Annotated in this window: 20 protein-coding genes; 9 read left to right on the top strand and 11 right to left on the bottom strand. The window is 39.3% G+C overall.

Annotated elements, in window-relative coordinates; all coding sequences use genetic code 11:
* Window positions 1–3 precede the first annotated feature (3 nt).
* Window positions 4–1,188, bottom strand: coding sequence for an endonuclease/exonuclease/phosphatase family protein (locus IE199_RS21705; RefSeq protein WP_189775009.1), 1,185 nt, complete (start codon window positions 1,186–1,188; stop codon window positions 4–6).
* A 4-nt stretch (window positions 1,189–1,192) separates the two neighbouring features.
* On the bottom strand, window positions 1,193–1,822 hold the full coding sequence (locus IE199_RS21700; RefSeq protein ID WP_189775008.1) for a TetR/AcrR family transcriptional regulator: 630 nt from the start codon (window positions 1,820–1,822) through the stop codon (window positions 1,193–1,195).
* 630 nt (window positions 1,823–2,452) lie between these two features.
* Here IE199_RS21700 and IE199_RS21695 point away from each other — a divergent pair.
* The 5 genes from IE199_RS21695 (at window position 2,453) to IE199_RS21675 (ending at window position 9,362) form a co-directional block, all read left to right on the top strand.
* A complete protein-coding gene (locus IE199_RS21695) occupies window positions 2,453–5,656 on the top strand; it encodes a TonB-dependent receptor (protein ID WP_229854912.1) in 3,204 nt (1,067 codons plus the stop codon).
* Window positions 5,657–5,798: 142 nt separating this feature from the next.
* A complete protein-coding gene (locus IE199_RS21690; RefSeq protein ID WP_189775007.1) occupies window positions 5,799–6,200 on the top strand; it encodes a cytidine deaminase in 402 nt (133 codons plus the stop codon).
* A gap of 9 nt (window positions 6,201–6,209) precedes the next feature.
* Complete coding sequence (gene deoA, locus IE199_RS21685; protein ID WP_189775005.1) at window positions 6,210–7,517, top strand: thymidine phosphorylase; 1,308 nt, start codon at window positions 6,210–6,212, stop codon at window positions 7,515–7,517.
* 167 nt (window positions 7,518–7,684) lie between these two features.
* The gene (locus IE199_RS21680; protein ID WP_189775003.1) at window positions 7,685–8,218 is read left to right on the top strand and encodes a VC2046/SO_2500 family protein; all 534 of its coding nucleotides are present in this window, start codon (window positions 7,685–7,687) and stop codon (window positions 8,216–8,218) included.
* 70 nt (window positions 8,219–8,288) lie between these two features.
* Window positions 8,289–9,362 carry an HDOD domain-containing protein gene (locus IE199_RS21675; protein WP_189775001.1) on the top strand — a complete coding sequence of 358 codons (1,074 nt, stop codon included), beginning with the start codon at window positions 8,289–8,291 and terminating at the stop codon, window positions 9,360–9,362.
* A gap of 23 nt (window positions 9,363–9,385) precedes the next feature.
* Here the strand turns inward: IE199_RS21675 and yfbR are convergent, their stop codons facing one another.
* Both yfbR and IE199_RS21665 read right to left on the bottom strand, forming a co-directional pair.
* Window positions 9,386–9,997 carry a 5'-deoxynucleotidase gene (gene yfbR, locus IE199_RS21670; RefSeq protein ID WP_189775000.1) on the bottom strand — a complete coding sequence of 204 codons (612 nt, stop codon included), beginning with the start codon at window positions 9,995–9,997 and terminating at the stop codon, window positions 9,386–9,388.
* Between the two features lie 9 nt (window positions 9,998–10,006).
* Complete coding sequence (locus tag IE199_RS21665) at window positions 10,007–11,230, bottom strand: pyridoxal phosphate-dependent aminotransferase (protein WP_189774998.1); 1,224 nt, start codon at window positions 11,228–11,230, stop codon at window positions 10,007–10,009.
* Between the two features lie 149 nt (window positions 11,231–11,379).
* Between IE199_RS21665 and IE199_RS21660 the strand changes: the two genes are divergently transcribed.
* Window positions 11,380–11,976: a C40 family peptidase gene (locus IE199_RS21660; protein ID WP_189774996.1), complete on the top strand. Its 597-nt coding sequence runs from the start codon at window positions 11,380–11,382 to the stop codon at window positions 11,974–11,976.
* 178 nt (window positions 11,977–12,154) lie between these two features.
* Window positions 12,155–13,423, top strand: coding sequence for a hypothetical protein (locus IE199_RS21655; RefSeq protein ID WP_189774993.1), 1,269 nt, complete (start codon window positions 12,155–12,157; stop codon window positions 13,421–13,423).
* A gap of 94 nt (window positions 13,424–13,517) precedes the next feature.
* On the opposite strand, the gene IE199_RS21650 is transcribed toward IE199_RS21655, so the two are convergent.
* From IE199_RS21650 to IE199_RS21620, 7 genes are all read right to left on the bottom strand, one after another.
* Entirely contained in the window at window positions 13,518–15,227 is a 1,710-nt protein-coding gene (locus IE199_RS21650; RefSeq protein WP_189774991.1) for a proline--tRNA ligase, read from the bottom strand.
* A 118-nt stretch (window positions 15,228–15,345) separates the two neighbouring features.
* On the bottom strand, window positions 15,346–16,146 hold the full coding sequence (locus IE199_RS21645; protein WP_189774990.1) for an ion transporter: 801 nt from the start codon (window positions 16,144–16,146) through the stop codon (window positions 15,346–15,348).
* A 111-nt stretch (window positions 16,147–16,257) separates the two neighbouring features.
* The gene (locus tag IE199_RS21640; protein ID WP_189774988.1) at window positions 16,258–17,241 is read right to left on the bottom strand and encodes an ion channel; all 984 of its coding nucleotides are present in this window, start codon (window positions 17,239–17,241) and stop codon (window positions 16,258–16,260) included.
* Window positions 17,242–17,308: 67 nt separating this feature from the next.
* Window positions 17,309–17,620, bottom strand: coding sequence for an RNA-binding S4 domain-containing protein (locus IE199_RS21635; RefSeq protein ID WP_189774986.1), 312 nt, complete (start codon window positions 17,618–17,620; stop codon window positions 17,309–17,311).
* 64 nt (window positions 17,621–17,684) lie between these two features.
* The gene (locus tag IE199_RS21630) at window positions 17,685–18,263 is read right to left on the bottom strand and encodes an AAA family ATPase (protein WP_189774984.1); all 579 of its coding nucleotides are present in this window, start codon (window positions 18,261–18,263) and stop codon (window positions 17,685–17,687) included.
* A gap of 30 nt (window positions 18,264–18,293) precedes the next feature.
* Window positions 18,294–20,603: an FdhF/YdeP family oxidoreductase gene (locus IE199_RS21625; protein WP_229854909.1), complete on the bottom strand. Its 2,310-nt coding sequence runs from the start codon at window positions 20,601–20,603 to the stop codon at window positions 18,294–18,296.
* 158 nt (window positions 20,604–20,761) lie between these two features.
* Window positions 20,762–21,367 carry a hypothetical protein gene (locus IE199_RS21620; RefSeq protein WP_189774982.1) on the bottom strand — a complete coding sequence of 202 codons (606 nt, stop codon included), beginning with the start codon at window positions 21,365–21,367 and terminating at the stop codon, window positions 20,762–20,764.
* 117 nt (window positions 21,368–21,484) lie between these two features.
* Here IE199_RS21620 and IE199_RS21615 point away from each other — a divergent pair, with 117 nt between their 5' ends.
* Both IE199_RS21615 and IE199_RS21610 read left to right on the top strand, forming a co-directional pair.
* Complete coding sequence (locus IE199_RS21615; protein WP_189774980.1) at window positions 21,485–22,177, top strand: SIR2 family NAD-dependent protein deacylase; 693 nt, start codon at window positions 21,485–21,487, stop codon at window positions 22,175–22,177.
* A gap of 86 nt (window positions 22,178–22,263) precedes the next feature.
* Window positions 22,264–22,629 (top strand): glutaredoxin family protein, encoded by a 366-nt coding sequence (locus IE199_RS21610; RefSeq protein WP_189774978.1) that lies wholly within the window; start codon window positions 22,264–22,266, stop codon window positions 22,627–22,629.
* The last annotated feature ends 168 nt before the right edge of the window (window positions 22,630–22,797 follow it).

Raw genomic sequence — 22,797 nt, 5'->3', positions numbered from 1 at the left:
CAACTATTTATTTTTGTCTGTTAATTTCACATCGATCCACACAAGACGATGATCTGAAGATGAAGCACGTGAGTCGATTAAACGAAACAAGCTGTCGCTTGATTCTGGCCAAAAGACTCCTGAATTGACCACTTCCAGGCCAAACTTAGATGGCAATACATAATCTGCTCGCATTCGCCAAAAGGCGGTGTGTGAGGCGCCATTGGCATTGTCGGCAGAGTGAGTTTTTCCGCCTTTGCTAGTAGGTTTGCTGTCGCGAACGTTTGGATGATTGAGCAACAAACCTATACCTTCTTTATTAGCATCGCCATCATCCACAGAAGCATTTAAATCACCGAGAACAACAAAGCGACTATTTCTATCTAAGCCACCTTTATTGTGTTGGTCGTCATAAATATAGTGTGATTGTTCAGGAGATATATAATCAACCCAAAAACGAATTTCATCGTGATTACGGCTGCCATTTCTATCTTCCGGACCGTCAAATACTGGTGGAGTAGGGTGGCTGGCTAAAACATGTATACGTTGACCGTTGATCGATACAGGAATATCCCAATGTGATTTTGACGACAGGCGCATTGCTTGCCACACATTTTCGTTGTAATAGCTTTCACCCGTATCAGGAAGCTTAGGCTTCAACGCGTTTGGCATATCTTGCCATTTAAACTGTTGGAAAGTACGAATACTTTTAATATCAATAGGGTATTTTGATAATAGCGCCATTGAATAATGACCGGGAAAATAGCCGAAACCAAAAGTGTCTTGTGGGGGCGTTATCTTGTTATCACCGTTAATATCAACAGGCATTAAAACTCCCGTGTTGACGGGACCTTGATAAAAATAAGGGAAATCTATCGGGTTTTGGCCTTGTTGTGCTTTATTAAGATATTGCTTAATAAATTGCTTTAATGCAGCGCTGTTACCGTTGTTTAAATTATCAAACTCATTTAGCAATATAATATCAGGGTTAACACGTTGAATAATTTCAGCAATATTTTTAATTTGTTGCTCTTGGTTATTCAACGCTTGTTGCAGTTCGTTTCCTGTTAACTCAGTATCTTTGCCTTGAACATAGTTTTTGGCTTCCATACTAACGTTAAATGTGGCGATACGAATATGATCAGTTGCTAAAGCGCTTTGGCTAGCCATGAAAAATACTGCACTTGTTAAAGGGATTAAGTTACGCATAAGTTTACTCGATATTTAAGCCACGTAATATAAACTGTGTTAAAAAGCTTGCAACATGATCTGCGTCTTCATCTTCGTAGTCTGCGCGGTTCATAATTGTCAAAATTTGCGTTTCAAAGTCGGCATAATGTTGTGTAGTTGACCAAATTAGAAAAATTAAGCTGATAGGATCAACATCGGCCATACGGCCTTCGTCAATCCATTTTTGAAACACTTTGGCTTTTTCACGAACCCACTTACGCAAATATGTGCGAGCAAATTCTTTTAAATGCTGAGCGCCTTGAATAATTTCCATCGCATATATTTTTGACGCTTTGGGTGCTGTAAAAGACATATTAACTTTCGCGGCGACAAACTTTTCTATTGCGACTTTGGGACCATCTTCGTATTTAATATCTCCAATACCTTCGTCCCACATATCTAAAGTTTGCTCAAGCACTGCATGGTAAATATTTTCTTTATTTTTAAAGTAATACAATACATTTGCTTTGGGTAAGCCAGCACTGTCAGCTATAGATTGTACCGTAGCGCCTTTATATCCATTAGTAATGAATTCATCTTGCGCTGCTTCCAGTATTTTTTCCTGGCTTTGTTGGCGAATTTTGCCTTGTTTTTTATTTGAGTTGTCCGTCATACCAAGCTTCAATTTTATTATTGTCTAAATGGTCTACACTAAAAAGTGTGCTAACCCTATCAGAGAAGCATATTCTCTTGCAAATTTATGACCAAATAATGAAAGTTTAGCAAAAATATTTAAATAAAATTGTATGTTATCGGTATTTCGTTCGAAATATTGCTTCAACTGTTAAAAAGTTACATAAATCTAATGTATTGGATAAGATGACTGGTTAACCTGTTTGAATGGTTATGTTTGTTATTTTAACCCTGTGCCTTTAAAAGATGTCAAAATTCTTCTTGTAAAATTTTAACTGACCAAGTGGTAAGTTAATTGCTGATTTTTGATTTTGATAAATATTTATTAAATTAAATTTATTTTGTGTTTTTAGTTTGTTTTACGATTTTACATTATTTAATTAAATAAAAACAATCGATTAGCGTTTTTTGTGTGTCTGGTTAAGTGTTTTGTGTTTTTTAAAGAAGCTTGTATTTTTTTGTACATTCAAATAATGTAATAAAAGTGTAAGAAAAGTCTGCTTTAATGCAGCGAAAATATAAAAAACAATTTAGCGTTGTTGAGTTGACCAAACCAAATGGCAACTTAACAACACCAAATATAAAAACATACACCAAGGGAAAGTAACTGATGAACAAACATCGTCTCTCACGTGTTACTAGTGCAATTGTTTTTGCACTAGGCATGTCAACTTCCGCACTTGCAAATACAACGACTTCTGTTATCAAGGGTCAAGTTTCTGGTCCTGCAGGTAACCCAGCAGCCGGTACAAGCATCACTATCCTTCATACTCCATCGGGCACAGTTAAAACTGTTACAGTAAATGAAGCAGGTTTATTTAACGCTCAAGGTTTAAGGGTAGGCGGTCCATACACATTAACTGTCGATTCTAATAAGTTTCAAGACAGAGTTATCACTGACGTTTACATTAAACTAGGTGAGCCACTCGATCTTAATTTAATGTTAGAAGAGCAGTCGATAGAAACAATTGAAGTTGTCGGTAGTCAAATTACTGCAGCGGAGCTAGGCGCGACAAGCCCAGCATCTAACTTTGATTTAGAAGACTTAGAATTTGCTGCCTCAGCTGATCGCGATATTAAAGATCTAGTTCGTATCGACCCTCGCATCAATATTGAAGAAAGCGATGGTGAAGAAGCGATTATTTGTGGTGGTAGTAACCCAAGATATAGTAGCTTAACTGTAGACGGCGTTCGTATGAACGATAGTTTTGGTTTGAACTTTAACGGTTACCCAACTGTACGTATGCCGTTCTCTTTCAGTTCACTTGATCAAATTACCGTTGAAATTGCACCGTTTGACGTACGTTATGGTGGTTTTACTGGTTGTAACATCAACGCGGTAACTAAGTCTGGTACTAACGAACTTCACGGCAGTGTGTTTTATGATTACTCAAGTGATTCTTTGCGCGGTGATAAAATCGAAGGCGAAGACATTGACACTGGCGACTACACTGAAGAGCGTTACGGTTTTGATGTAGGCTTCCCGTTAATTAAAGATACTCTTTTCTTCTACGGTGCATACGATAAGCTAGAAGGTGCACAAATCTTCCAGTACGACGCATTTACTAACGGAACCTATTCTCAAGCGGAAGTTGATCGCGTTATTCAAATTTCTAAAGATGTTTATGGTTACGATCCAGGTGGCATGCCTGCTTCAATGCCAGTTGAAGATGAAAAAGTACTTGTTAAACTAGATTGGAACATCAACGATGATCACCGTGCCTCGTTTGTTTACAACTACAACGACGGTTTCCGTTTAGACCAATCAGACGAGCGTAATAATACGTTAACATTGTCAAACCACTTCTATGAAGTTGGTGCAAAGCTTAACTCATTTGTTGGTTCTTTATATTCAGATTGGAGTGACGACTTCTCAACTGAATTAAGAATTGGTAATACTAAGCTTCATAATCGTCAAAATTCAATTGACGCAGATAGCGGCTTTGGTGAAGTTCAAATTTCACACAATGGTGCGACAATTTTCTTAGGCCCTGATGATTCTCGTCAAACAAACAAGATGAACTGGGAAAGCCAAACACTTAAATTGGCCGGTGCTTATTTCTACGGTAACCATAAAATTACTGGTGGTTATGAGTATGAAAACCTAGAAATCTTCAACGTGTTCATGCAACACACTATCGGTGAGTATCGTTTTGGTGGTGACTTTAGAAGAAACATCCAAGGTGACTCAACAGGTATTGATGATTTTGAAGCAGGTATTGCAGATGACGTTTACTACAACAACTCTGCTGGTACAAACAACCCAGATGACGCAGCGGCAAACTTCGAATATCAATCGCATAGCGCCTATTTACAAGACGAATACATCTTTGATGATATTGATTTAACGATTATCTTCGGTGTGCGTTATGACTGGTATACTAGTGACGACAAGCCTCGTTATAACAAAGTATTCCACGACAGATACGGCTACCGCAATGATCATACATTTGATGGCGAAAGTATTTTCCAACCTCGTTTTGGCTTTAACTACGCAATCAATGAAAACCTAGAGCTTCGTGGTGGTTTTGGTCTTTACTCAGGTGGTAACCCGAACGTTTGGTTATCTAACTCATATTCAAACGACGGTGTAACTAACATTGATACATACCGTGGTGATACTAACCTGTTAAATCCAGATGGAACACCAGTAGATCGCATCAGTGGTTCAGGTCGTCCAATCTATGACCCATTATCAGATATGATTCAAGAAGTAGCTGATAATGATCCTTCGTTGGGCAATGAACCTTCTGTTAATGCGGTTGATCCAAACTTCAATATTCCAACGGAATGGAAGTACAACCTTGGTTTAACTTACATCACAGATGATGAGTACATTTTCCAAGCTGATATTTTACATTCTCGTCAAAAGGATGGTGCATTAATCCAAGCAGCAAACTGGGATTCAGCTAGCCGTGAAGAATTGTTTGATGGTCGCGCTGTTTATGATTATGTAACTGTGGGTCAACGTGATGATGGTCGCCCAATCAAACGTAGCTTCCGTAAGAGTGATTTAATATTAACTAATGCGGATGAAGACGGTAAGTCTACAACCATTTCATTTGGTGTGAAGAAAGAATATGACTTTGGTTTAGATATGCAATTTGGTTATGCATACAACAAGTCTGAAGATGTAAGCCCTATGACAAGTGCTGTGTCTTTCTCTAACTTTACAGGCTTTGCAACAATTGACGCACAAAATCCTGCGTTGGCTACTTCTAACTATGAAACGCCGCACAGATTTACGATGAACCTAAGATACACGACTGAGATCTTTGAAGGTTATAGAACTTCATTCTCATTATTTGGTTCACGTACTCAAGGTCGTGGTAAGTCTTATACCTTCGATGAATTGAGTGTTGGTGCAACTGAGTTTGAAAGCAGACGTCATTTGCTATATGTGCCACTAGCTGACGATCCAAATGTAACTTACGGTGACGATTTTGATCTAGAAGCGTTTAATGCATTTGTTGATAGCAAAGGCTTCAAGCGTGGCCAAATTGTTGAACGTAATGCAGACAATGCTTCTTGGCATACACGTTTAGACTTTAGAATTGACCAGCAACTACCTGGCTTTACTCAAGATCACAAAGCACGTGCTTACTTAGTAGTGAAAAACCTAGGCAACTTCTTAAATGATGATTGGGGCGTGAAGAAAGTTGGTAACTTTACTGCACAAAACGTTGTTCAAGCGGAGATCAATGAAAACGGTACTTACACGTTTAATGAGTTCTTCCCGAACAATGCAGAAGATACAACCTTCTTAACACAATCGTTATGGGAAATTAGAGTTGGCGTTAAATATGATTTCTAAATCATAGCTAACTTACACACTAAGCCCTGTTAATCCAGGGCTTTTTTTTTGCTAATTTTAGGTATTTAAGTGATTTGCTCTTGCTTGATTAACTGATATAGTTAGTTAATAAGTTAACCAAATGGTCAAGAAGTGTAATAAGATGGATCAAGTAGATAACAAACTAAAACTTGCTGCAAAACAAGCATACGATAATGCATATGCAGTCTATAGCCAATTTCACGTCGGTGCTGCACTGCTTACTGAAGATGGGCAAGTATTTAAAGGTTGTAATGTTGAAAACGCTTCATATGGCCTAACAGTGTGCGCTGAACGAAATTGTATTGCCGGAGCGGTTGTTGAAGGTAACACTTCTTTTACGCATTTGGTTGTTTATACTGAGCAAGAAAAACTAACACCTCCTTGTGGCGCTTGTCGTCAAGTGATTGTTGAATTTATGAAACCTTCTGCAACAGTTACTTCGATTAATCACCTTGGTCAAACTAAGCAGTGGCAAGTTGCTAACTTACTACCAGACGCGTTTTTACCAGAAGATTTACAATAAGGAATTACCATGTACCTTCCACAACAAATTATTCGCGCTAAACGAAATGGTGAAACATTAACTCAAGAACAAGTTCAATGTTTTGTAAATGGTTTAGTTGATGGCAATTTTAATGATGCTCAAGTTGGTGCAATGGCAATGGCTATTTTTCAGCAGGGCATGAACACTGAAGAAACTGTATGGCTTACACAGGCTATGATGCATTCAGGTACGGTATTATCTTGGCCAGGTGCAGACAAACCAGTTGTTGACAAACATTCTACCGGTGGTGTGGGAGATAAAGTGAGCTTTATGCTGGCAGCTATTGTTGCAGCTTGTGGTGCCTATGTTCCTATGATCTCAGGTCGAGGTTTAGGGCATACAGGTGGCACATCAGATAAGCTTGAAAGTATTGCTGGTATTGATATTCAACCTTCAGTTGCTAATTTTCAGCGTATGGTGAAAGAAGAGGGAACGGCAATCATTACCCAAACAAGTGATCTAGCACCAGCAGATAAACGCTTGTATTCAATCCGTGATATTACTGCAACGGTTGAGTCGATTCCGCTGATCACTGCATCAATTTTATCTAAAAAGCTTGCAGCTGGTTTAGATGCTTTAGTTATGGACGTTAAAGTTGGCAACGGTGCAATGATGCGTAATTTAGATGATGCGCAGGCGTTAGCTAACTCAATTGTCAATGTTGCCAACGGAGCTGGTGTTAAAACCCAAGCGATTATCACGGATATGAATCAAGTATTAGGCGTTTCGGCAGGTAATGCATTAGAAATGGTTGAGTCTGTTGATTATCTAACAGGTAAACTTCGTGAACCAAGGTTACACCGTATTACCGTAGAATTGGCTAAAGCGATGTTAATTAATACTGGGGTTTGCCAAACAAGCGATGAAGCAGGTATTAACATAGAACGTGCATTGTCTTCGGGGAAAGCGGCAGAGATATTTGCCAAGATGATAACTGCTTTAGGGGGGCCTAGTGACTTTATTGAAAACCCTTGGCGTTTAATGCAAAGAGCTCAAGTAGTAAAAGATATTGTTGCGCCAAGTGCTGGTTATATTGCAAGCATGCAGACCTTTGATATTGGTATGGCGATAGTTGGCATGAAAGGGGGCCGCACAGCCAATGGTCAGCAAATTGACCACAGTGTCGGTTTTGATCGGGTGCTGCCGGTGGGCACTAAAGTAAATAAAGGCGATTGTATCGCACGCATTCATGCAAGTAATACTGAGCAAGCAGAACATTTTTCTCAAGCTTATGTTAATGCATTGTCTTTTAGTCAAGATGCCCCAAGTGAAACACCTGTTATTTACGGCGATTAATACTAATTAAATTTCGCGTATAGCAAGCCTTACTTTACACCGCCCAAAGGATAAAAAAGTAAGGCTTTGCTTAATTAACAGACATTTAACCAGAAAATTCAAAATTTAACTTCAGTAATACTGATGCTTGTCGATAACTTATTTAAGTCCAAACAAGTTCTCTTGGTATGTTAGAAGTTACCGACACCATCAGCCAGCCGCTAATAGAAGAAGCGCAGCTTGGTACAACGCTCAATAGAAATGTCCACAGCAACAAACGCAGTGAATTTTCCTTGTTGTTGGCGATGTTGACAGATGATGTTAGGGCATTTAGCCAGTTTAACTTACCAACACATAAAACTGCTGAAAAAACAATAACAGACGAACAGCTTCGTCACACTTTTATGTTACCCGAGAAAACAGAATTGGCGATTAAAACATTAGATGATATCGACAGGTATGCCCAATCATCATTGGCCAATCAAGGACTTTTAACCACCCTCAAGCTACAAGACTGTTTACAAGCTAAACCTATTGGCTTTCGCGATGACAAAGCTCATGTGCCAAGTGCGATCATGGAAAATACCAGTTTGTATTGTCAATTAAAGCACAGTAAAACAGCTGCAAATAAGTTACCTGCAAAGCGTAATTTTGATGCGGTTGGTTTTATAAAAAATGTGCAAGAGACAATAGTTCACTCACCTTTTTTTGCTCACGCTTGATTAACTGTAATTGATCATCAATAGTTAAAAAGTAATTCTTATGTTTGTTTCTTTCAGGGTGAGCAACTAAGTGTTTAAAAGATTAATAGAATCTATATTCAAAAAAAAGCACCAGGCAACATATGACTATTTTGAACGTACAAAAGCTTCAGACAATAAACCTGAAGAGCTAAGTGCGCCGAAAGTTTTAGTAGATAAAAGTATTAACCATGAACCCTTCTTTGTTAGAGCTGAATATCATTATTACGATTACTGTTTTGGCATTGATGATGAAGCGAATAACGATGAACTAGCTCGGCGGGTAATGGAAGATATTTCTCTTTTGATGAAAACACCAGAAAAAATCATAGAGAGCCTACCGCAACTGCCTATGTCGGTTACCCAAATTTTAAGTAGCCTCGACAACGATGATTTTCAACTTGATTCGCTGCTAGATATTATTCATCGAGAGCCAGTTATTGCTGCAAGAGTCATTAAAGTGGCCAATACCAGTTATTACAATAAGTCAGGTAAAGATGTTTTAGATTTAAAACAAGCGTTTATGTTGCTTGGTAAACAAGGTGTTTTACAAGGCGTATTACTTGGCTTTTTTCAAAATATGGTGCCACAACCGAATGCTTATTTTCAGCGATATGGACGTTTGATCTGGGAACACGCAGAACACACAGCCTCGTTGGCTAGGTCTTTTTTTCCAAGTAAACAGCAAAAATCTGATGCATCACATGCATATTTGTTAGGGCTATTATGTAACTTAGGTGAAATGGTTATTTATCAGTTGCTTATTGAGTCTTTTGCCTTTATTGCACCTGATGCTACACCGTCAAATATTGCGTTTAAAAAGTTAATGTCAACCAAATCTAAACCACTGACATACCATATGGCCAAGTACTGGAAATTTCCAAAACCAATTATTGATGGTTTAGCGATCCAAGCTAAGCTAGATCAAATGCCGCTTAGTGAAAATATTGTCAAGAGTTGGCCCATTGCCAGCGCGGTTTATGAGGCTAATTTTATCAGCCGTTATCAACAGCGTATAGATGCTAAACATATCCGATCAGAACAGGCCAACATTGAGTTGATGCGTTTGGTGAAGAGCGAGCAAGCCCAACACCTTCTATCTGAACAGTTAACAGACAAGGTGTAGTAAGAGCAGCGATGTTTTTATTTTTATTCGCTGGGGCTAGCCAATTTATCAACCGTATCGGTGCAGGCTTTAATAAAGGTATTTAAGAAGTAGTTTACTTCTGGCATTTGCTCTTGGTATTTTTTGAGCTTTTTGGCTAAGCGCTCTTCAACGTGATCAAATTCATGATTATTGTGGTGTAATTCATCAATCGCCTTGATATAGGCAACTAAAATATCTGCGGCCTTAACAATTTTTTTATATTCTGGATCGACATTGTCTTGCACTATGATATCGCTAAACACATCTTGCAACTCTTTAGGTAGTGACTGCAAACACTCTTGTTCTGCATGTGCTTCAATTTTTTTAAATTCTTTGGCTATTTCAGCGTTAGCGTACTTTGTTGGCGCGACGATATCACCATAGCGAGTTTCGCTAGCCTCATGATAAAGTGCGATAGTAGCCGCGCGTTCAGGAATAATAATCCCATCAAATAACTTATTTTTTATAACCGCAAGTAGATGAGCAACAATAGCAACCTGATGGGAGTGTTCTGCGACGTTTTCTGGTTTTACACAAAACATTAGCGCCCAACGTTTAATTAAGGGCATGCGAATCATCCAAGCTAAAAAGTTGCTTTGTTGTGTGTTGCTCATAGTACCTCTTTAATCATTTACTTGTTGGTATGTAGCAAAAAATGCTTTTAATCGCTCTAATGCTGGCACTAGTTCATCTACGTGTGGCAAGAATACCAAGCGGAAATAATTTTTATCAGGTATGTTAAACGCGCTGCCATGTACTAGCAGAATTTTTTCTTGTTTAAGTAGATCAAGCACCATTTTTTCATCGTTAGTGATGTTAAATTTCTCAGCGTCTACCTTAACAAATAAATACAACGCACCCATCGCTGAATTACAGGACAACCCGTCAATATCGTTAATCATTTCCTCGGCAATGTTTCGCTGTTTAAGCAATCGACCGTTACCAGTAATTAATTCGTTAATACTTTGATAGCCGCCTAAAGCTGTTTGAATAGCGTGTTGTACCGGCACATTAGCGCACAGGCGCATCGAGGCCAAAATGTTCAAGCCTTCTAAAAAATCTTCCGCATGAATTTTAGGACCGGTAATCACCATCCAACCAGCGCGAAAACCTGCTATACGATAATTTTTTGATAATCCCCCCATGGTAATAATGAGAACATCATTAGCTAGGCTGGCTGTTGGAATGTGCTGAGCACCATCGTAGAGGATCTTATCGTAAATTTCGTCACTAAAAACAATTAACTGGTGTTCGCGTGCCAAGGCTAAAATCCCTTCTAATACTTCTTTTGAGTAGACGGCACCTGTTGGGTTGTTAGGGTTGATCAACACGATAGCTTTGGTATTTGTACTAATTTTACTGGCCATGTCGTCGAGATCAGGGAACCACTGGTTTTCTTCATCACAGCGGTAATGTATTGCTTTTCCGCCAGACAGTGAAACTGCTGCTGTCCAAAGCGGGTAATCTGGCGCTGGAATTAATACTTCGTCACCGTCATTTAACAAGCCTTGCATAGACATAACAATGAGTTCACTTACACCATTGCCAATGTATATGTCGTCAATGCTCAGGTCGCGAATTCCATTTTGTTGAAAGTATTGCATCACCGCAACACGAGCTGAATATATGCCTTTAGAATCGCAATAACCCTGTGCGGTTGGCAAATTATGAATAACGTCTTTCAAAATATCGTCTGGGGCTTCAAAACCAAAAGGGGCAGGATTGCCAATATTGAGTTTGAGAACTTTATGCCCTTCGTCTTCTAAGCGACGTGCCTCGGCTGCAATTTGTCCACGAATTTCGTAACAGACATTATTGAGCTTGGACGATTTTTTTACGCTTTTCATAATAATTAACTATTTGCCTTATAAAGTGTTTGTCATCGTATTGTTGCTTTTTATCGATGGATTTGAAACAGTTACTTTCATTTTTTTTATAGCATTTTTAACACTTGCCATTAATACTGGTTATTAAGCTCTGGATTGAAGGAAACATTATGCCATTACCTTTAGTTTGGTTAGGCGCCGCTGCTGTTTCAGCACTGGCTGTTAAAGAACTCGCAGATGACAGAAAAAAACAGCAACAAAGCAGACGACGCTATCCTAGAGCGCAGAGTCTTGCTGATATTGGACGTCATGATTCGCCAATAGCTATTTACCCGACAGACATGTTTAAAACCGAGCAAATGGTTGAACCTAAAGTCGGCTCTATTGTTTGTTGCGGTATTGGTGGCTTGCTTGATCACTCTGGGATCTGGATTGGCGAAAATACCATTGTAGAGCTTAATGGAGAGGGCTTAATTAAGCCAATTTCTGTTGAACGTTTTACCAAAGAAAGATCAGGTAAACATATTTTTGTTGCCTGCGATTCATTAGCCAAACCGCTGGCCAGTGAACAGGCGGCACAAAGGGCTATTTCACAAATTTACCAATATCGAGATTACCATTTGATAGAAAACAATTGTCATCAATTTATATGGCAATGTTTTCAGCCAAATGATGCTCGAATTACGACTTTTAAATCACTAAACATTAAACTTGCTCAGTTGTTTAACCGCGTTATTTATTGGGATCTGTATAAAACAACCAGCTAATGTTTTTCTTTGCTTGTACTAAAAAACTTACTTAAAACGCAGGCTGATAAAATGGCAAGGCGGTATTAATTTGTGTGCTATGTGTTTACACTATGTCTGTTAACTATTTCTAAATATATATTCTTTTAGTTTGAAATTATTTCTTAAAAGCATTGTTTTAATTAGCGGCTGTTTGCTCGTGTTGTCTGTTGTTCTGATCTTGGCTATTTTTCAAAGTCAGGCGAAAATTCAGCAGTCTGAACATATTTCACCTAAAGCCGCAAAAGAGAGTAAAGCGCTAGCCACTCGTTTGCTCGACAGCATAAAGCAGCCTGGCATTAAAAGCTTAGATATCTCTCAAAGTGAGTTAAGTGGCTTAGTTGCACTTGTTCATCGCGCAGAGCCCAAAATACATTTGGATGTTGATTTAAATGCGGCTTATGCAGATCTTATAACCAGTATTGAAACACCTATGCCATGGCTATTTAAATATATCAATTTATCTGCCCGTGTATTGCCATCAAACCAAGGTGTCGTTATTGAACATGTTACGCTTGGCCATATAAAATTGTCGGGCGATACATTTTTGTATTTAACAGAAGAACTTGTCGACACATTTGTGCAAGAAGGGTTATTCAACAAATTGATTGCTGCTGTTGAAAGAGTAGAGGTTAGCGAGCAAAAAATTATGCTTAACCTTGTACTTGAGAAACTTAAAAAAGAAAACGATACGCAGAAATCATTTTTAATGGTATTGCGTGATAGATTGTCACTTTATGGCGATCCAGAACACGTGTCATTTTATTATCATCATATTGCTAGCTTAGCTAAAACCACGCCTAAAAAATCATCAATTGCTGTGTATGTGCGTCACGTGTTTCAAGTGGCTCAGCAGCAGACTGTAAATGATCCCAATACCAGTGCAGTAGCGGAAAACCAGGCTGCTTTGATGAGCTTAGCCATTTATTTTGGTGCGGATCGCTTTGAATTAATGGTGGGAGATATTATTGTAAGGAAATACGAGCACTTAGCGCTAAGAAATCGCACACGTATTTCCACCACTTTGCGTGAACGTAACGATTTACAAAAGCACTTTATTTACTCTAGTGCATTACAGTTGTTTAGTAATGTCGGCGCGAGTGACGCCATCGGAGAGTATAAAGAGTTTTTAGACACCAATTCCGGTGGCAGTGGCTTTAGCTTTGCCGATTTACAAGCAGATAGGGCAGGTACTCGATTAGCAAATATTGTTACCAGTAGTGAAGTTGTTGCTAAAAAAGCCCAAGATATTTTATCAACCATAACAGATGAGCAGCTATTACCTAGCATTGATAACTTGCAAGAGGGGCTTGATGAACAAGCTTTTAAACAAACTTATGTTAATGCTAACTCAGAGAAATATTTAGACACGCTGCGACGCATAGATGAAAACCTAAAATCTCTACCGATATACCAACTCGCATTGTAGAAATTAATTTATTTGTTCTGATGAAATCGCAATAAAAAAGACGACTTATATTAGTCGTCTTTTCGGTTACAAAAAGCTTTTTAACAAGAGATAATTAAGCAAATAAATCTAATACGTTATCAATGGCTATCAGTGATTTTTCACCAGAGATACGATCTTTTACTTCAATCATTTGTTCGTCAAGGTTACGCTCACCAATCACTAATAAAGTTGGTGTACCGATAAGTTCATGGTCGGCAAACATAACACCTGGACGCTCTTTACGATCGTCAAACAATACGTCTATACCGGCTGCTTTTAAATCTTGGTAAAGTTTTTCAGCAGTTTCTTTAACACGCGCTGATTTTGCCATATTCATTGGTACAATCGCTGCTTGGAACGGAGCAATAGCTTTTGGCCACTTAATTCCGTATTTGTCATGGTTTTGCTCAATGGCTGCCGCGACAATACGTGATACACCAATTCCGTAACAACCCATAGTTAACGTTTGGTTTTTACCAGCTTCAGTTAACACACCTAAGTTCATCGCGCTGGCGTATTTTTCACCTAATTGGAAGATATGACCAACTTCAATACCACGTTTAATGACGATATTACCTTGACCACAAGGGCTTGGATCACCTTCAACTACGTTGCGAATATCTGCTACTGTGTAGTTAGTGAAGTCTCTGTCCCAATTAGCACCTGTATAGTGGTAACCATCTTTGTTAGCGCCACACACAAAGTCTGCTAAATGCGCAGCGCTGCGGTCAACGATAACGTCAATGCTTAAACCAATAGGGCCAATCGAACCTGCTTCACAGCCAGCCGCCGCTTTTATTTGCTCGTCTGATGCAAAAGTTAATGGTGACGCAATTTGAGCTAAATTTTCAGCTTTAATGTCATTAAGTTGATGATCACCACGTAATACTAATGCGATAACAGGTGCTTGTTGACCTTCTTCAGCGTGGCCAAGTACAAGTAAAGTTTTCACCGTTTGTTTCGCATCAACGTTAAGTAATGCCGCAACTTCTTCAATCGTTTTAGCGTTAGGAGTTGCAACTTCTGCTAAATCTTGTGTAGCGGTAGGGCGTTCACCTGCTGGCGCTAATGCTTCTGCTTTTTCAATGTTAGCGGCATAGTCACTAGTGTCTGAAAAAACGATATCATCTTCACCTGAATCAGCAAGTACATGAAACTCATGTGAGCCCTCACCACCAATTGAACCGTTGTCTGCAACCACTGGGCGAAAATCTAAACCTAAACGTTCAAAGATACGGCAATAAGCGTCAAACATGACTTGATACGTTTCTTTTAAACATTCGTCAGTAATGTGGAACGAGTAAGCGTCTTTCATTAAGAATTCACGACCACGCATTACACCAAAACGTGGGCGAATTTCGTCGCGGAACTTAGTTTGAATTTGGAACAAGTTAAGCGGTAGTTGCTTATAGCTACTCACTTCATTACGTAATAGTGCTGTGATCACTTCTTCGTGAGTTGGTCCCAATACAAATGGACGTTCATGGCGATCTTGCAAACGACATAGCTCTGGGCCGTAATCTTCCCAACGGCCTGATTCTTGCCATAAGTCTGCAGGTTGCACCATAGGCATCAAAGTTTCAATCGCACCGGCTTTTTCCATTTCTTCACGCACGATGTTTTCTACTTTTTTCAACACGCGCAAGCCTGTCGGCAGCCAAGTGTATAACCCTGAGGCAACATTACGAACAAGGCCTGCACGTAACATAAGTTGATGGCTGATCACTTCAGCGTGAGCAGGGGTTTCTTTCAATGTTGAAAGTAAATATTGGCTAGTACGCATTGATTTTAAATTCCGTAAAACAATGTTGGATAAAAATTAGAGGGTTTATTCTAACAGGGCATTTGTTTAGGCAAAAGAGGCAAAATGAATTAATCACTTAGCCTTTTTGATTGAATGCCTATTTTAGCTGTTGCTCAGCAAGTGCAGCGGTTAATTGATCAATTTTTCTCTCAAGCACTAGCATGTCTTCTTTAGTCGCTAAAGTTTGTGCTGGTTTACCTTCTTCTTCATGCATTATTTGCATAGCGTCTACGATAATACCAATAAATAGGTTGAGCACAGCAAAACTGGTAATGATGATAAACGGTACAAAGAAAAGCCAAGACTCTGGAAACAGTTCCATTGTCGGGCGAACAATGCCCATCGACCAGCTCTCAAGCGTCATGATCTGAAAAAGCGTGTAAGCTGAAGCGCCTATACTGCCAAACCACTCTTGCATATTTGGATCTGGGTGTGTGCCAAAAAGTTTAGTGGCAAGTACCGCGCAAACATAGAAAATAACGGCTAAGACACCAACAACTGATGCCATACCAGGTAGTGAGTGGCCTAAAGCACCTATGACACGGCGCATTTGTGGTACTACAGAGAATAAGCGCAACACCCGTAAAATTCTAAAGGCACGCAATACTGCTAATCCACCACTGGTTGGCATCCAAGAGATAGCCACAATAATAAAATCAAACCAGTTCCAGCCTGAGCGGAAAAAGCTTTTGCGGTAAACAAAAAGTTTAAGCACCAACTCAATGGTAAAAATGCTGAGCACAACCAAATCAATTTTATGCATGATAACGGCGTTAGTTTTACCAAATTCAGTCGTTTCCATGCCCAAAGTAACGGCATTAAATAAAATTAAGCCAATTAAGGTATTTTGAAAGATATTGCTTTCGACAAATTGTTTAAGTTTTTGATGAAAAGTCATTAAGGTTTATAAATAACAATAAAATGCGCACTATAAATAGGGCCTCGCCATTTGAAATTCAAGAGATTTACAAGGGAAATTTGTTACTAATCGTTAGCCTTGTTTTTGAACTTATCTGGTCATCTTTTTTACAAAGACCACAACGAATAACGCAATAGTAAAACTACCTGTGAAGGCTTCGAAGGCGGCGATCGCTCGGGAAATTCCTACCGGGGTAAAATCACCGTAGCCAAGTGTGGTAAAGGTAACGATGGAATAATAAAGACAAGATAAAAACAATGAAAAATTATCGCTGGCACTTTTGTTTATGTCATATGACAGCACTTCACCTTGGTAAACCAAACCAGTAAAGGTGTAACAGGTTGCACAAATTAGAATTAAACAAATGGAAATACCTACGATACGGATAGGGTCTTCACCATAACCACAAAACAGGTCAACAATTTTAGAGCTGAAACGTCGAAAGGAGGGTTTAGGCATTTGTTTACGGCGCATGGTCAATTCTTTTTGAATAAGTTCTCCTGAAGCGGTGAAAATGCCTTCGTGCTCTGCGTGTTTGCGCAAATCTCGATAAATTTCTTCAGCTTGTTCATATAAATCAAGCGCCTTGTTCATGTTGCCTTGTTTTTCGGCTTGTTTTGCTTCTATATCCTGTTTGATTCTTTTTCCATAATCTAGATGTTCAATTTTGCAGCCTTTCCATTTGATTCCGAGCAAATTGGCATTTTGTACTTTGGCACAATTCATATTGGCGTACCGTAAATCTGCCTTCATTAAACTGGCATTTGTCAGGGTTATGTTGAAAAGGTGGGCACCAGATAGGTCGGCGCGGTAAAAGTCAGCATATGAAAAGTCGAACCCTTCTTTATAATGATGGTTTACCAGGTCAATGTCGCTAAGGTCTGCCCCTTTTAAGCAGATACCCCTTGTCATACCGCCAGAGCGCGTAAATTCAATTAAGTTTTCTTTAACATCAGGCCCCGACTTATCAACACTTTTATCATGCCAATAACAAAAACCTGAAGTTCCAGCTTCTTCAGGGCATTTGATGTTTTCGGGGTCATCATACTGGCAATAACGAATCGTGTTATCCATGTTTACCAGTATAGTTATCGATTAATAAATTACCTAACTGATGCAGGCAAGGGGCAATTAATATGGACTAAAAAGATATTTTACGGCGTCCACCGGGGATGTTTGCGGCCGCTTTTGTATTTGTTGATGACTTAGGTTTTGATTTTTTTACTGGCTCAGTTATTGGTGCATCACATTGCATTTGAATAACTTCACCATTGAAATATATGACGTCACCATCATAGATTTTTTTACGCTTTTGGGTAACAACTTCTTCGTTAACCGCCACATAACCTTCTGAGATCACAATTTTAGCTTCGCCACCACCGCCAACAAGGTTGGCAATTTTCAGTAATTTGTATAGTTCTATAGGCTGTGAGGATAGTTCAACGATAATCATATGTGGTCAATGTAAAATAGCTTATCGCGTATTGTAACGCGATAAGCGTACTATACCAACGAGATTAATCTCGGTACTGACCAATAACATTTTCAATGGTCATGATGCCAAACATAACTTTACGAATAAATGACTCAGAGCTGCCAACTAAATTAAAGTTTGGGTGTTTTGACCAGACAGATTGTAACTTTTTGTCTAACTCGACAGCGGCCTGTTCAGATTCATTACGCACAGGATTATTGCTACGAATACTTTCCCCTGACTTGGCTGCGGTTTCAAAAAATATTACTGCATCATAGCGCGCAAGCTCTTGTTCAACTGTGGTATTCATCGTGTTGAGGAATTCTTCTTCACTACCCGGCCAGTAGGCAAGGCCATCTAAGCTGCCTCGATCACACAAGATTAAACATTCAGGATTCATAGCTCGTTGAATATCTTCCAGGTTTTTTTGCAGGTTAAAAATAGCAGTTTGTTGTGCTTTAAGCACTTTTGGATCATGTGAACGTTCAATGCCACCACTGAATATCATTGTGGCCGCTTCCGGTACCGACGCTATTTTGCCTGCAAACTCTCTTCTAATTAAATCCAACGCCGTAGTTTTGCCACCACCTGGACCACCCGTTAATACGATACGTTTTTTCATGGGAGATATATTCATCTTGTTGTTGATTCACTAAATAATTCGGCTATCACGGCTTTTTTCTAAATAGACTGCAATAGCCTTTGATGTTGGTGTGTAAGACTTATCGCCAACGCTGTCGAGTGGCACTAATGGATTGGTCTCAGGATAATATGCGGCTAAATTACCTCGTGGGATATCATAAAAGCACAGCTCAAAATTTTGTACCGTTCGATATTCGTCGTTAAACCACACGGAAGTAATATCAACTAGATCACCGTCGTTAAAACCTTGGTGTTGGGCATCTTTAGCATTGATAAATAGCACATTACGCTTACCCGAAATACCACGGTATCTATCGTTCATACCATAAATTGTCGTGTTGTACTGATCATGTGAGCGCAGTGATTGTAAGGTAAACAACTTATGTGTACCCACTTGTTCGGTAAACTGCTCCGCAATCAATTGCTTTGGTAGTTCATTTGACGAAAAATTAGCTTTGCTGTTTGTGGTCAGCCAATTAAAGTCGGCGGCCGAGTTGCCTAAATAAAAGCCGCCAGGTTGTTCAATCTTTTCATTAAAGTGAGCAAAAGCCGGCAATGATTGAGCAATCATATCGCGTATTTTTTGATAATCGCCAGCCAATGATAACCAATTTACCGTCGAGTCTTTAAGTGTGGCGTGTGCAATATTCGCCACAATATTAGTTTCAGATTTTAACTTGTTACTAATAGGGGGCACATTACCTTGTGAGGCATGAACCATGGAGAAAGTGTCTTCAACCGTAATTTTTTGCTCACCCGTTGTTTGAACATCGATTTCTGTTCGACCAAGGCAAGGCAAAATAAGAGCATTTTTGCCAATAAGTAAGTGGCTGCGGTTAAGCTTCGTGCTTATTTGCACATTTAACTCTGTATTGCGCAGTGCCTGGAAGGTTTTTTCAGAATCTGACGCTGCGGCAGCAATATTACCGCCTAAACATACTAGAACTTTACTTTGCTTTTTAAGCAGGGCATGAATGGCGTGATAGGTATTGTGACCATGTTCGTATGGCAATGACTGACCAACCAATTGAGCCATAGCGTCAACAAATGTATTACTCGGTTTTTCGTTGATGCCCATCGTGCGGTTGCCTTGAACGTTTGAATGACCTCGCACCGGACATAAACCAGCGCCTTTTTTGCCGATGTTACCTCGCAATAATTGTAAATTAACCAACTCTTGTATAGTGGCAACGGAATGTTTGTGCTGCGTTAGTCCCATTGCCCAAGTACATATAACTTTATCAGCCTGACAATAAATATGTGCAGCCTGCCTTAATTCTTGTTGCTCAAGGCCTGATTGTTGGGTGATTTTTTCCCACGACGTTGCTTTGACTTGTTCAATGTAATGGTTGAAACCTTCAGTATGCTGGTCAATAAAGCTGATATCTAATAACGTTTTACTACCTGACGATGTCAGCTGTTCATCATGCTCTAATATGGCTTTTACGATGCCGCGAATGGCCGCCATATCACCACCGAGTTTTGGGGTGAAATAAGCATGGCTGATCTCAGTTGCTTTACTGGTCAATAACTCAACCGGATCTTGAGGACTTGCAAACCGCTCTAACGCGACTTCTTTTAAATTATTAAAAGTAACGATTTTACATCCTGCTCGAGCTGCCTTTCTTAAAGCATTCATCATACGAGGATGGTTAGTACCTGGGTTTTGGCCAAAAACAAATATAGCGTCAGCATGATCAAAATCATCTAAAACAACAGTACCTTTGCCAACGCCAATACTTGTGGTTAAAGCAACACCGCTTGCTTCGTGGCACATATTTGAACAATCAGGAAAATTGTTAGTGCCGTACATACGGCCAAATAATTGGTACAAAAATGATGCTTCGTTACTGGCTCTGCCTGAAGTGTAAAATTCGGCTTGGTTAGGCGATTCTAAATTTTTTAAATGGCTAGCAATAAGTTCAAAAGCTTGTTGCCACGAAATGGGTTGATAATGGTCTGTATCGCTATTGTAGGACAAGGGTTCAATTAAACGGCCCTGATATTCAAGCCAGTAATCACTTTGTTTCATCAAACTTGAAACAGAGTGCTGGGCAAAAAACTCTCTACCGATAGTTTTACTCGTTGATTCCCACGCTATCGCTTTTGCACCATTTTCACAAAATTGGAACAAGCCATCTTTTTGATCACCCCATGCGCAACCTGGGCAGTCAAAACCTTTGTTTTGGTTGGCTTTAAGTAGATTCTTAATATTTGTTTGCGGCTGTTGGCTTTGAACTATGTGCTTTAATGTCGATTTTAACGACGACAAACCACCAGCTTTTAACGGTTTGTTATGTTTAGGTGTTTCAATGGACACAGGCAATTCTCATTTAACAGCGATATAGTCATTATGCCTTGGCATTTCGGCATTACAAGCGTAATAAAAGCTTTCATCCTTAACCTTTTTAACTTTGTTTTATCTGATGATTTTATCAATCTAGTTATTGAATGCCACCTTTGTTGTTACGTTATTGGTTAATTAAGCTTGGCAACGTTTTCGCTAACAACAGGAGTAGCGCTTATTGTTGACATTTGATTTAGCTGCTTTTTGATAATCGATAACTCGGCTGCAAAATTTTCATTGAGGGAGTTAACTTGTTGTAAGTGTTCTTGTGAGGAAGACTTAATGGAAAGGCTCACTTGTTGATCTAATGAAAGTAATGATTTTTCTTTAGCATCTAATTGCTGCTGACTGTCTTTTTTAATTTCATCGTTTAACTTGCCAGTAATGTTTGCCATTTGTTGGGTATAGTCTTGATGCTGAGATGAAAGCTGATTTAGGTAAGCAAGACTAGTTTTAGAAAGCTGTTCAATATCTTGTTTAAGTTGTAGATTTTTTTCGCTTAATGCTTGGGTTTCGGCAACTAAAGATTGTTTTGTTTGCTCAAGTTTGCGTTTAGTACTGTCAAAGTAGGCTTGAACACCAACGGTTAAAAACGGAATTAACGCGATTAATACCGGGGTGAAAATTGACAGAAATTGGTATTTTAAGTAAAACGGCTTTTCAAGCTCACTGACTTCAAGTTTTAAGCGTTTAAGTTCTAATTCTGCTGCATGTAGTTCTAATTGTTCTTTACTCACTCATTGTTCCTTAAAACAAATATCCATTTAGCTTGAGTTGAATATAATCGTAATTTCACTAATGTAAATGAGTAAATCACACATTTGTGCACCTTTGCTCAACAAGTAATCATATTTATGAAAAGTAAAAAGAAAATTGTTGTTTTAACTGGCGCTGGCATGAGCGCTGAAAGTGGTATTAATACCTTTAGAGACGCTGATGGTCTTTGGGAAGGTCACGATGTGATGGAAGTAGCAAGCCCAGAAGGTTGGCAAGCAGATCGTGAGCTTGTATTGGAGTTTTACAATCAAAGAAGGCGACAGTTACTTAATGTTAAGCCGAATGGTGGTCATATCGCATTGGCAAAAGCTGAAGCAGATTTTGATATAAGTATTATCACTCAAAATGTTGATGACCTGCATGAGCGAGCCGGTAGCTCAAATGTTTTACATTTACATGGTGAGCTATTAAAGGCTCAGAGTACTTTGTTTCCTGAAAATGTGATTGATTGGCGAGATGATATTGTTTTAGGAGACAATTGCGAACAAGGAGCGCAGCTGAGGCCATTTATCGTTTGGTTTGGTGAACAAGTTCCTATGCTGGAGCCTGCCGTGGTCGAAGTAGCGAGTGCCGATATTGTTATCGTTGTTGGTACGTCAATGAAAGTCTATCCTGCCGCTGGATTAACAACATTTGCCGCTAGTCATGTGCCAATTTATTATCTTGATGTAAATCCGAACGTGAATGAAGCGCTAGAGCAGTCAAATAATCTAACAGTGATAAAACGCAGCGCCGCAGAAGGCTTACCAGAATTACTCGCAGCGCTATAGCTTATTCGCCATAAGAACTAGTCATTGAGCATAGGGCTTAGGGCTGCTAAAATCGCGCCATCTTTAATCTATTAGGAATCAAAAGCATGTCAGTTATTCGTTGGTTGCTAGGGCGCATCATATTGTTTTTTAACTTTATTTTTTCGCCAAAATCACCAAAATTAACGCCGGAGCAACAAGCCAATATCAACGAAAAAACTCAGAACATGAGTTTGTATCAGCTTCCTGCTTGCCCATTTTGCGTAAAAGTTCGTCGAGAAATGAAACGTCAGGGTATTAGTCTTGAGCTGAGAAATATCAACCAATCTGAACAATTAAAACAAGAGTTAATTGAACAGGGCGGAAAGCGTACGGTTCCTTGTTTACGTATTGAGCACAGTGCAGGTAATGTAGAGTGGATGTATGAATCGTCAGATATCGTAGATTACTTGAAGAAAAACATAGCCGCTTAAAACCATTGTTTTTTGTGGCTAAAGCAGCGTTTTAACGCTGCTTTTTTATCTTAGGGGTTGCGTAGCAACCAGAACACCACGGGCATGCCCGTGGATGAATGACTCCTTTGCCTGTATTCTATAGGGATGGAAGTTAACTTTTCGGCACATGCCGTATATAGAATTCAA

Origin of the sequence: Thalassotalea marina (assembly GCF_014656435.1) — a bacterium.
GTDB lineage: Bacteria > Pseudomonadota > Gammaproteobacteria > Enterobacterales > Alteromonadaceae > Thalassotalea_C > Thalassotalea_C marina.
Note: the sequence above shows the minus strand (reverse complement) of the source record. Positions and strands in the feature narration are given on the sequence as shown.

Coding starts and splice junctions, on each gene's coding strand:
- IE199_RS21650 (WP_189774991.1), bottom strand. CDS start 15,227: ATGCGTACTAGCCAATATTTACTTTCAACATTGAAAGAAACCCCTGCT.
- IE199_RS21665 (WP_189774998.1), bottom strand. CDS start 11,230: ATGAAAAGCGTAAAAAAATCGTCCAAGCTCAATAATGTCTGTTACGAA.
- IE199_RS21615 (WP_189774980.1), top strand. CDS start 21,485: ATGAAAAGTAAAAAGAAAATTGTTGTTTTAACTGGCGCTGGCATGAGC.
- IE199_RS21645 (WP_189774990.1), bottom strand. CDS start 16,146: ATGACTTTTCATCAAAAACTTAAACAATTTGTCGAAAGCAATATCTTT.
- IE199_RS21690 (WP_189775007.1), top strand. CDS start 5,799: ATGGATCAAGTAGATAACAAACTAAAACTTGCTGCAAAACAAGCATAC.
- IE199_RS21680 (WP_189775003.1), top strand. CDS start 7,685: ATGTTAGAAGTTACCGACACCATCAGCCAGCCGCTAATAGAAGAAGCG.
- deoA (WP_189775005.1), top strand. CDS start 6,210: ATGTACCTTCCACAACAAATTATTCGCGCTAAACGAAATGGTGAAACA.
- IE199_RS21700 (WP_189775008.1), bottom strand. CDS start 1,822: ATGACGGACAACTCAAATAAAAAACAAGGCAAAATTCGCCAACAAAGC.
- IE199_RS21630 (WP_189774984.1), bottom strand. CDS start 18,263: ATGAAAAAACGTATCGTATTAACGGGTGGTCCAGGTGGTGGCAAAACT.
- IE199_RS21660 (WP_189774996.1), top strand. CDS start 11,380: ATGCCATTACCTTTAGTTTGGTTAGGCGCCGCTGCTGTTTCAGCACTG.
- IE199_RS21705 (WP_189775009.1), bottom strand. CDS start 1,188: ATGCGTAACTTAATCCCTTTAACAAGTGCAGTATTTTTCATGGCTAGC.
- yfbR (WP_189775000.1), bottom strand. CDS start 9,997: ATGAGCAACACACAACAAAGCAACTTTTTAGCTTGGATGATTCGCATG.
- IE199_RS21635 (WP_189774986.1), bottom strand. CDS start 17,620: ATGATTATCGTTGAACTATCCTCACAGCCTATAGAACTATACAAATTA.
- IE199_RS21640 (WP_189774988.1), bottom strand. CDS start 17,241: ATGGATAACACGATTCGTTATTGCCAGTATGATGACCCCGAAAACATC.
- IE199_RS21610 (WP_189774978.1), top strand. CDS start 22,264: ATGTCAGTTATTCGTTGGTTGCTAGGGCGCATCATATTGTTTTTTAAC.
- IE199_RS21695 (WP_229854912.1), top strand. CDS start 2,453: ATGAACAAACATCGTCTCTCACGTGTTACTAGTGCAATTGTTTTTGCA.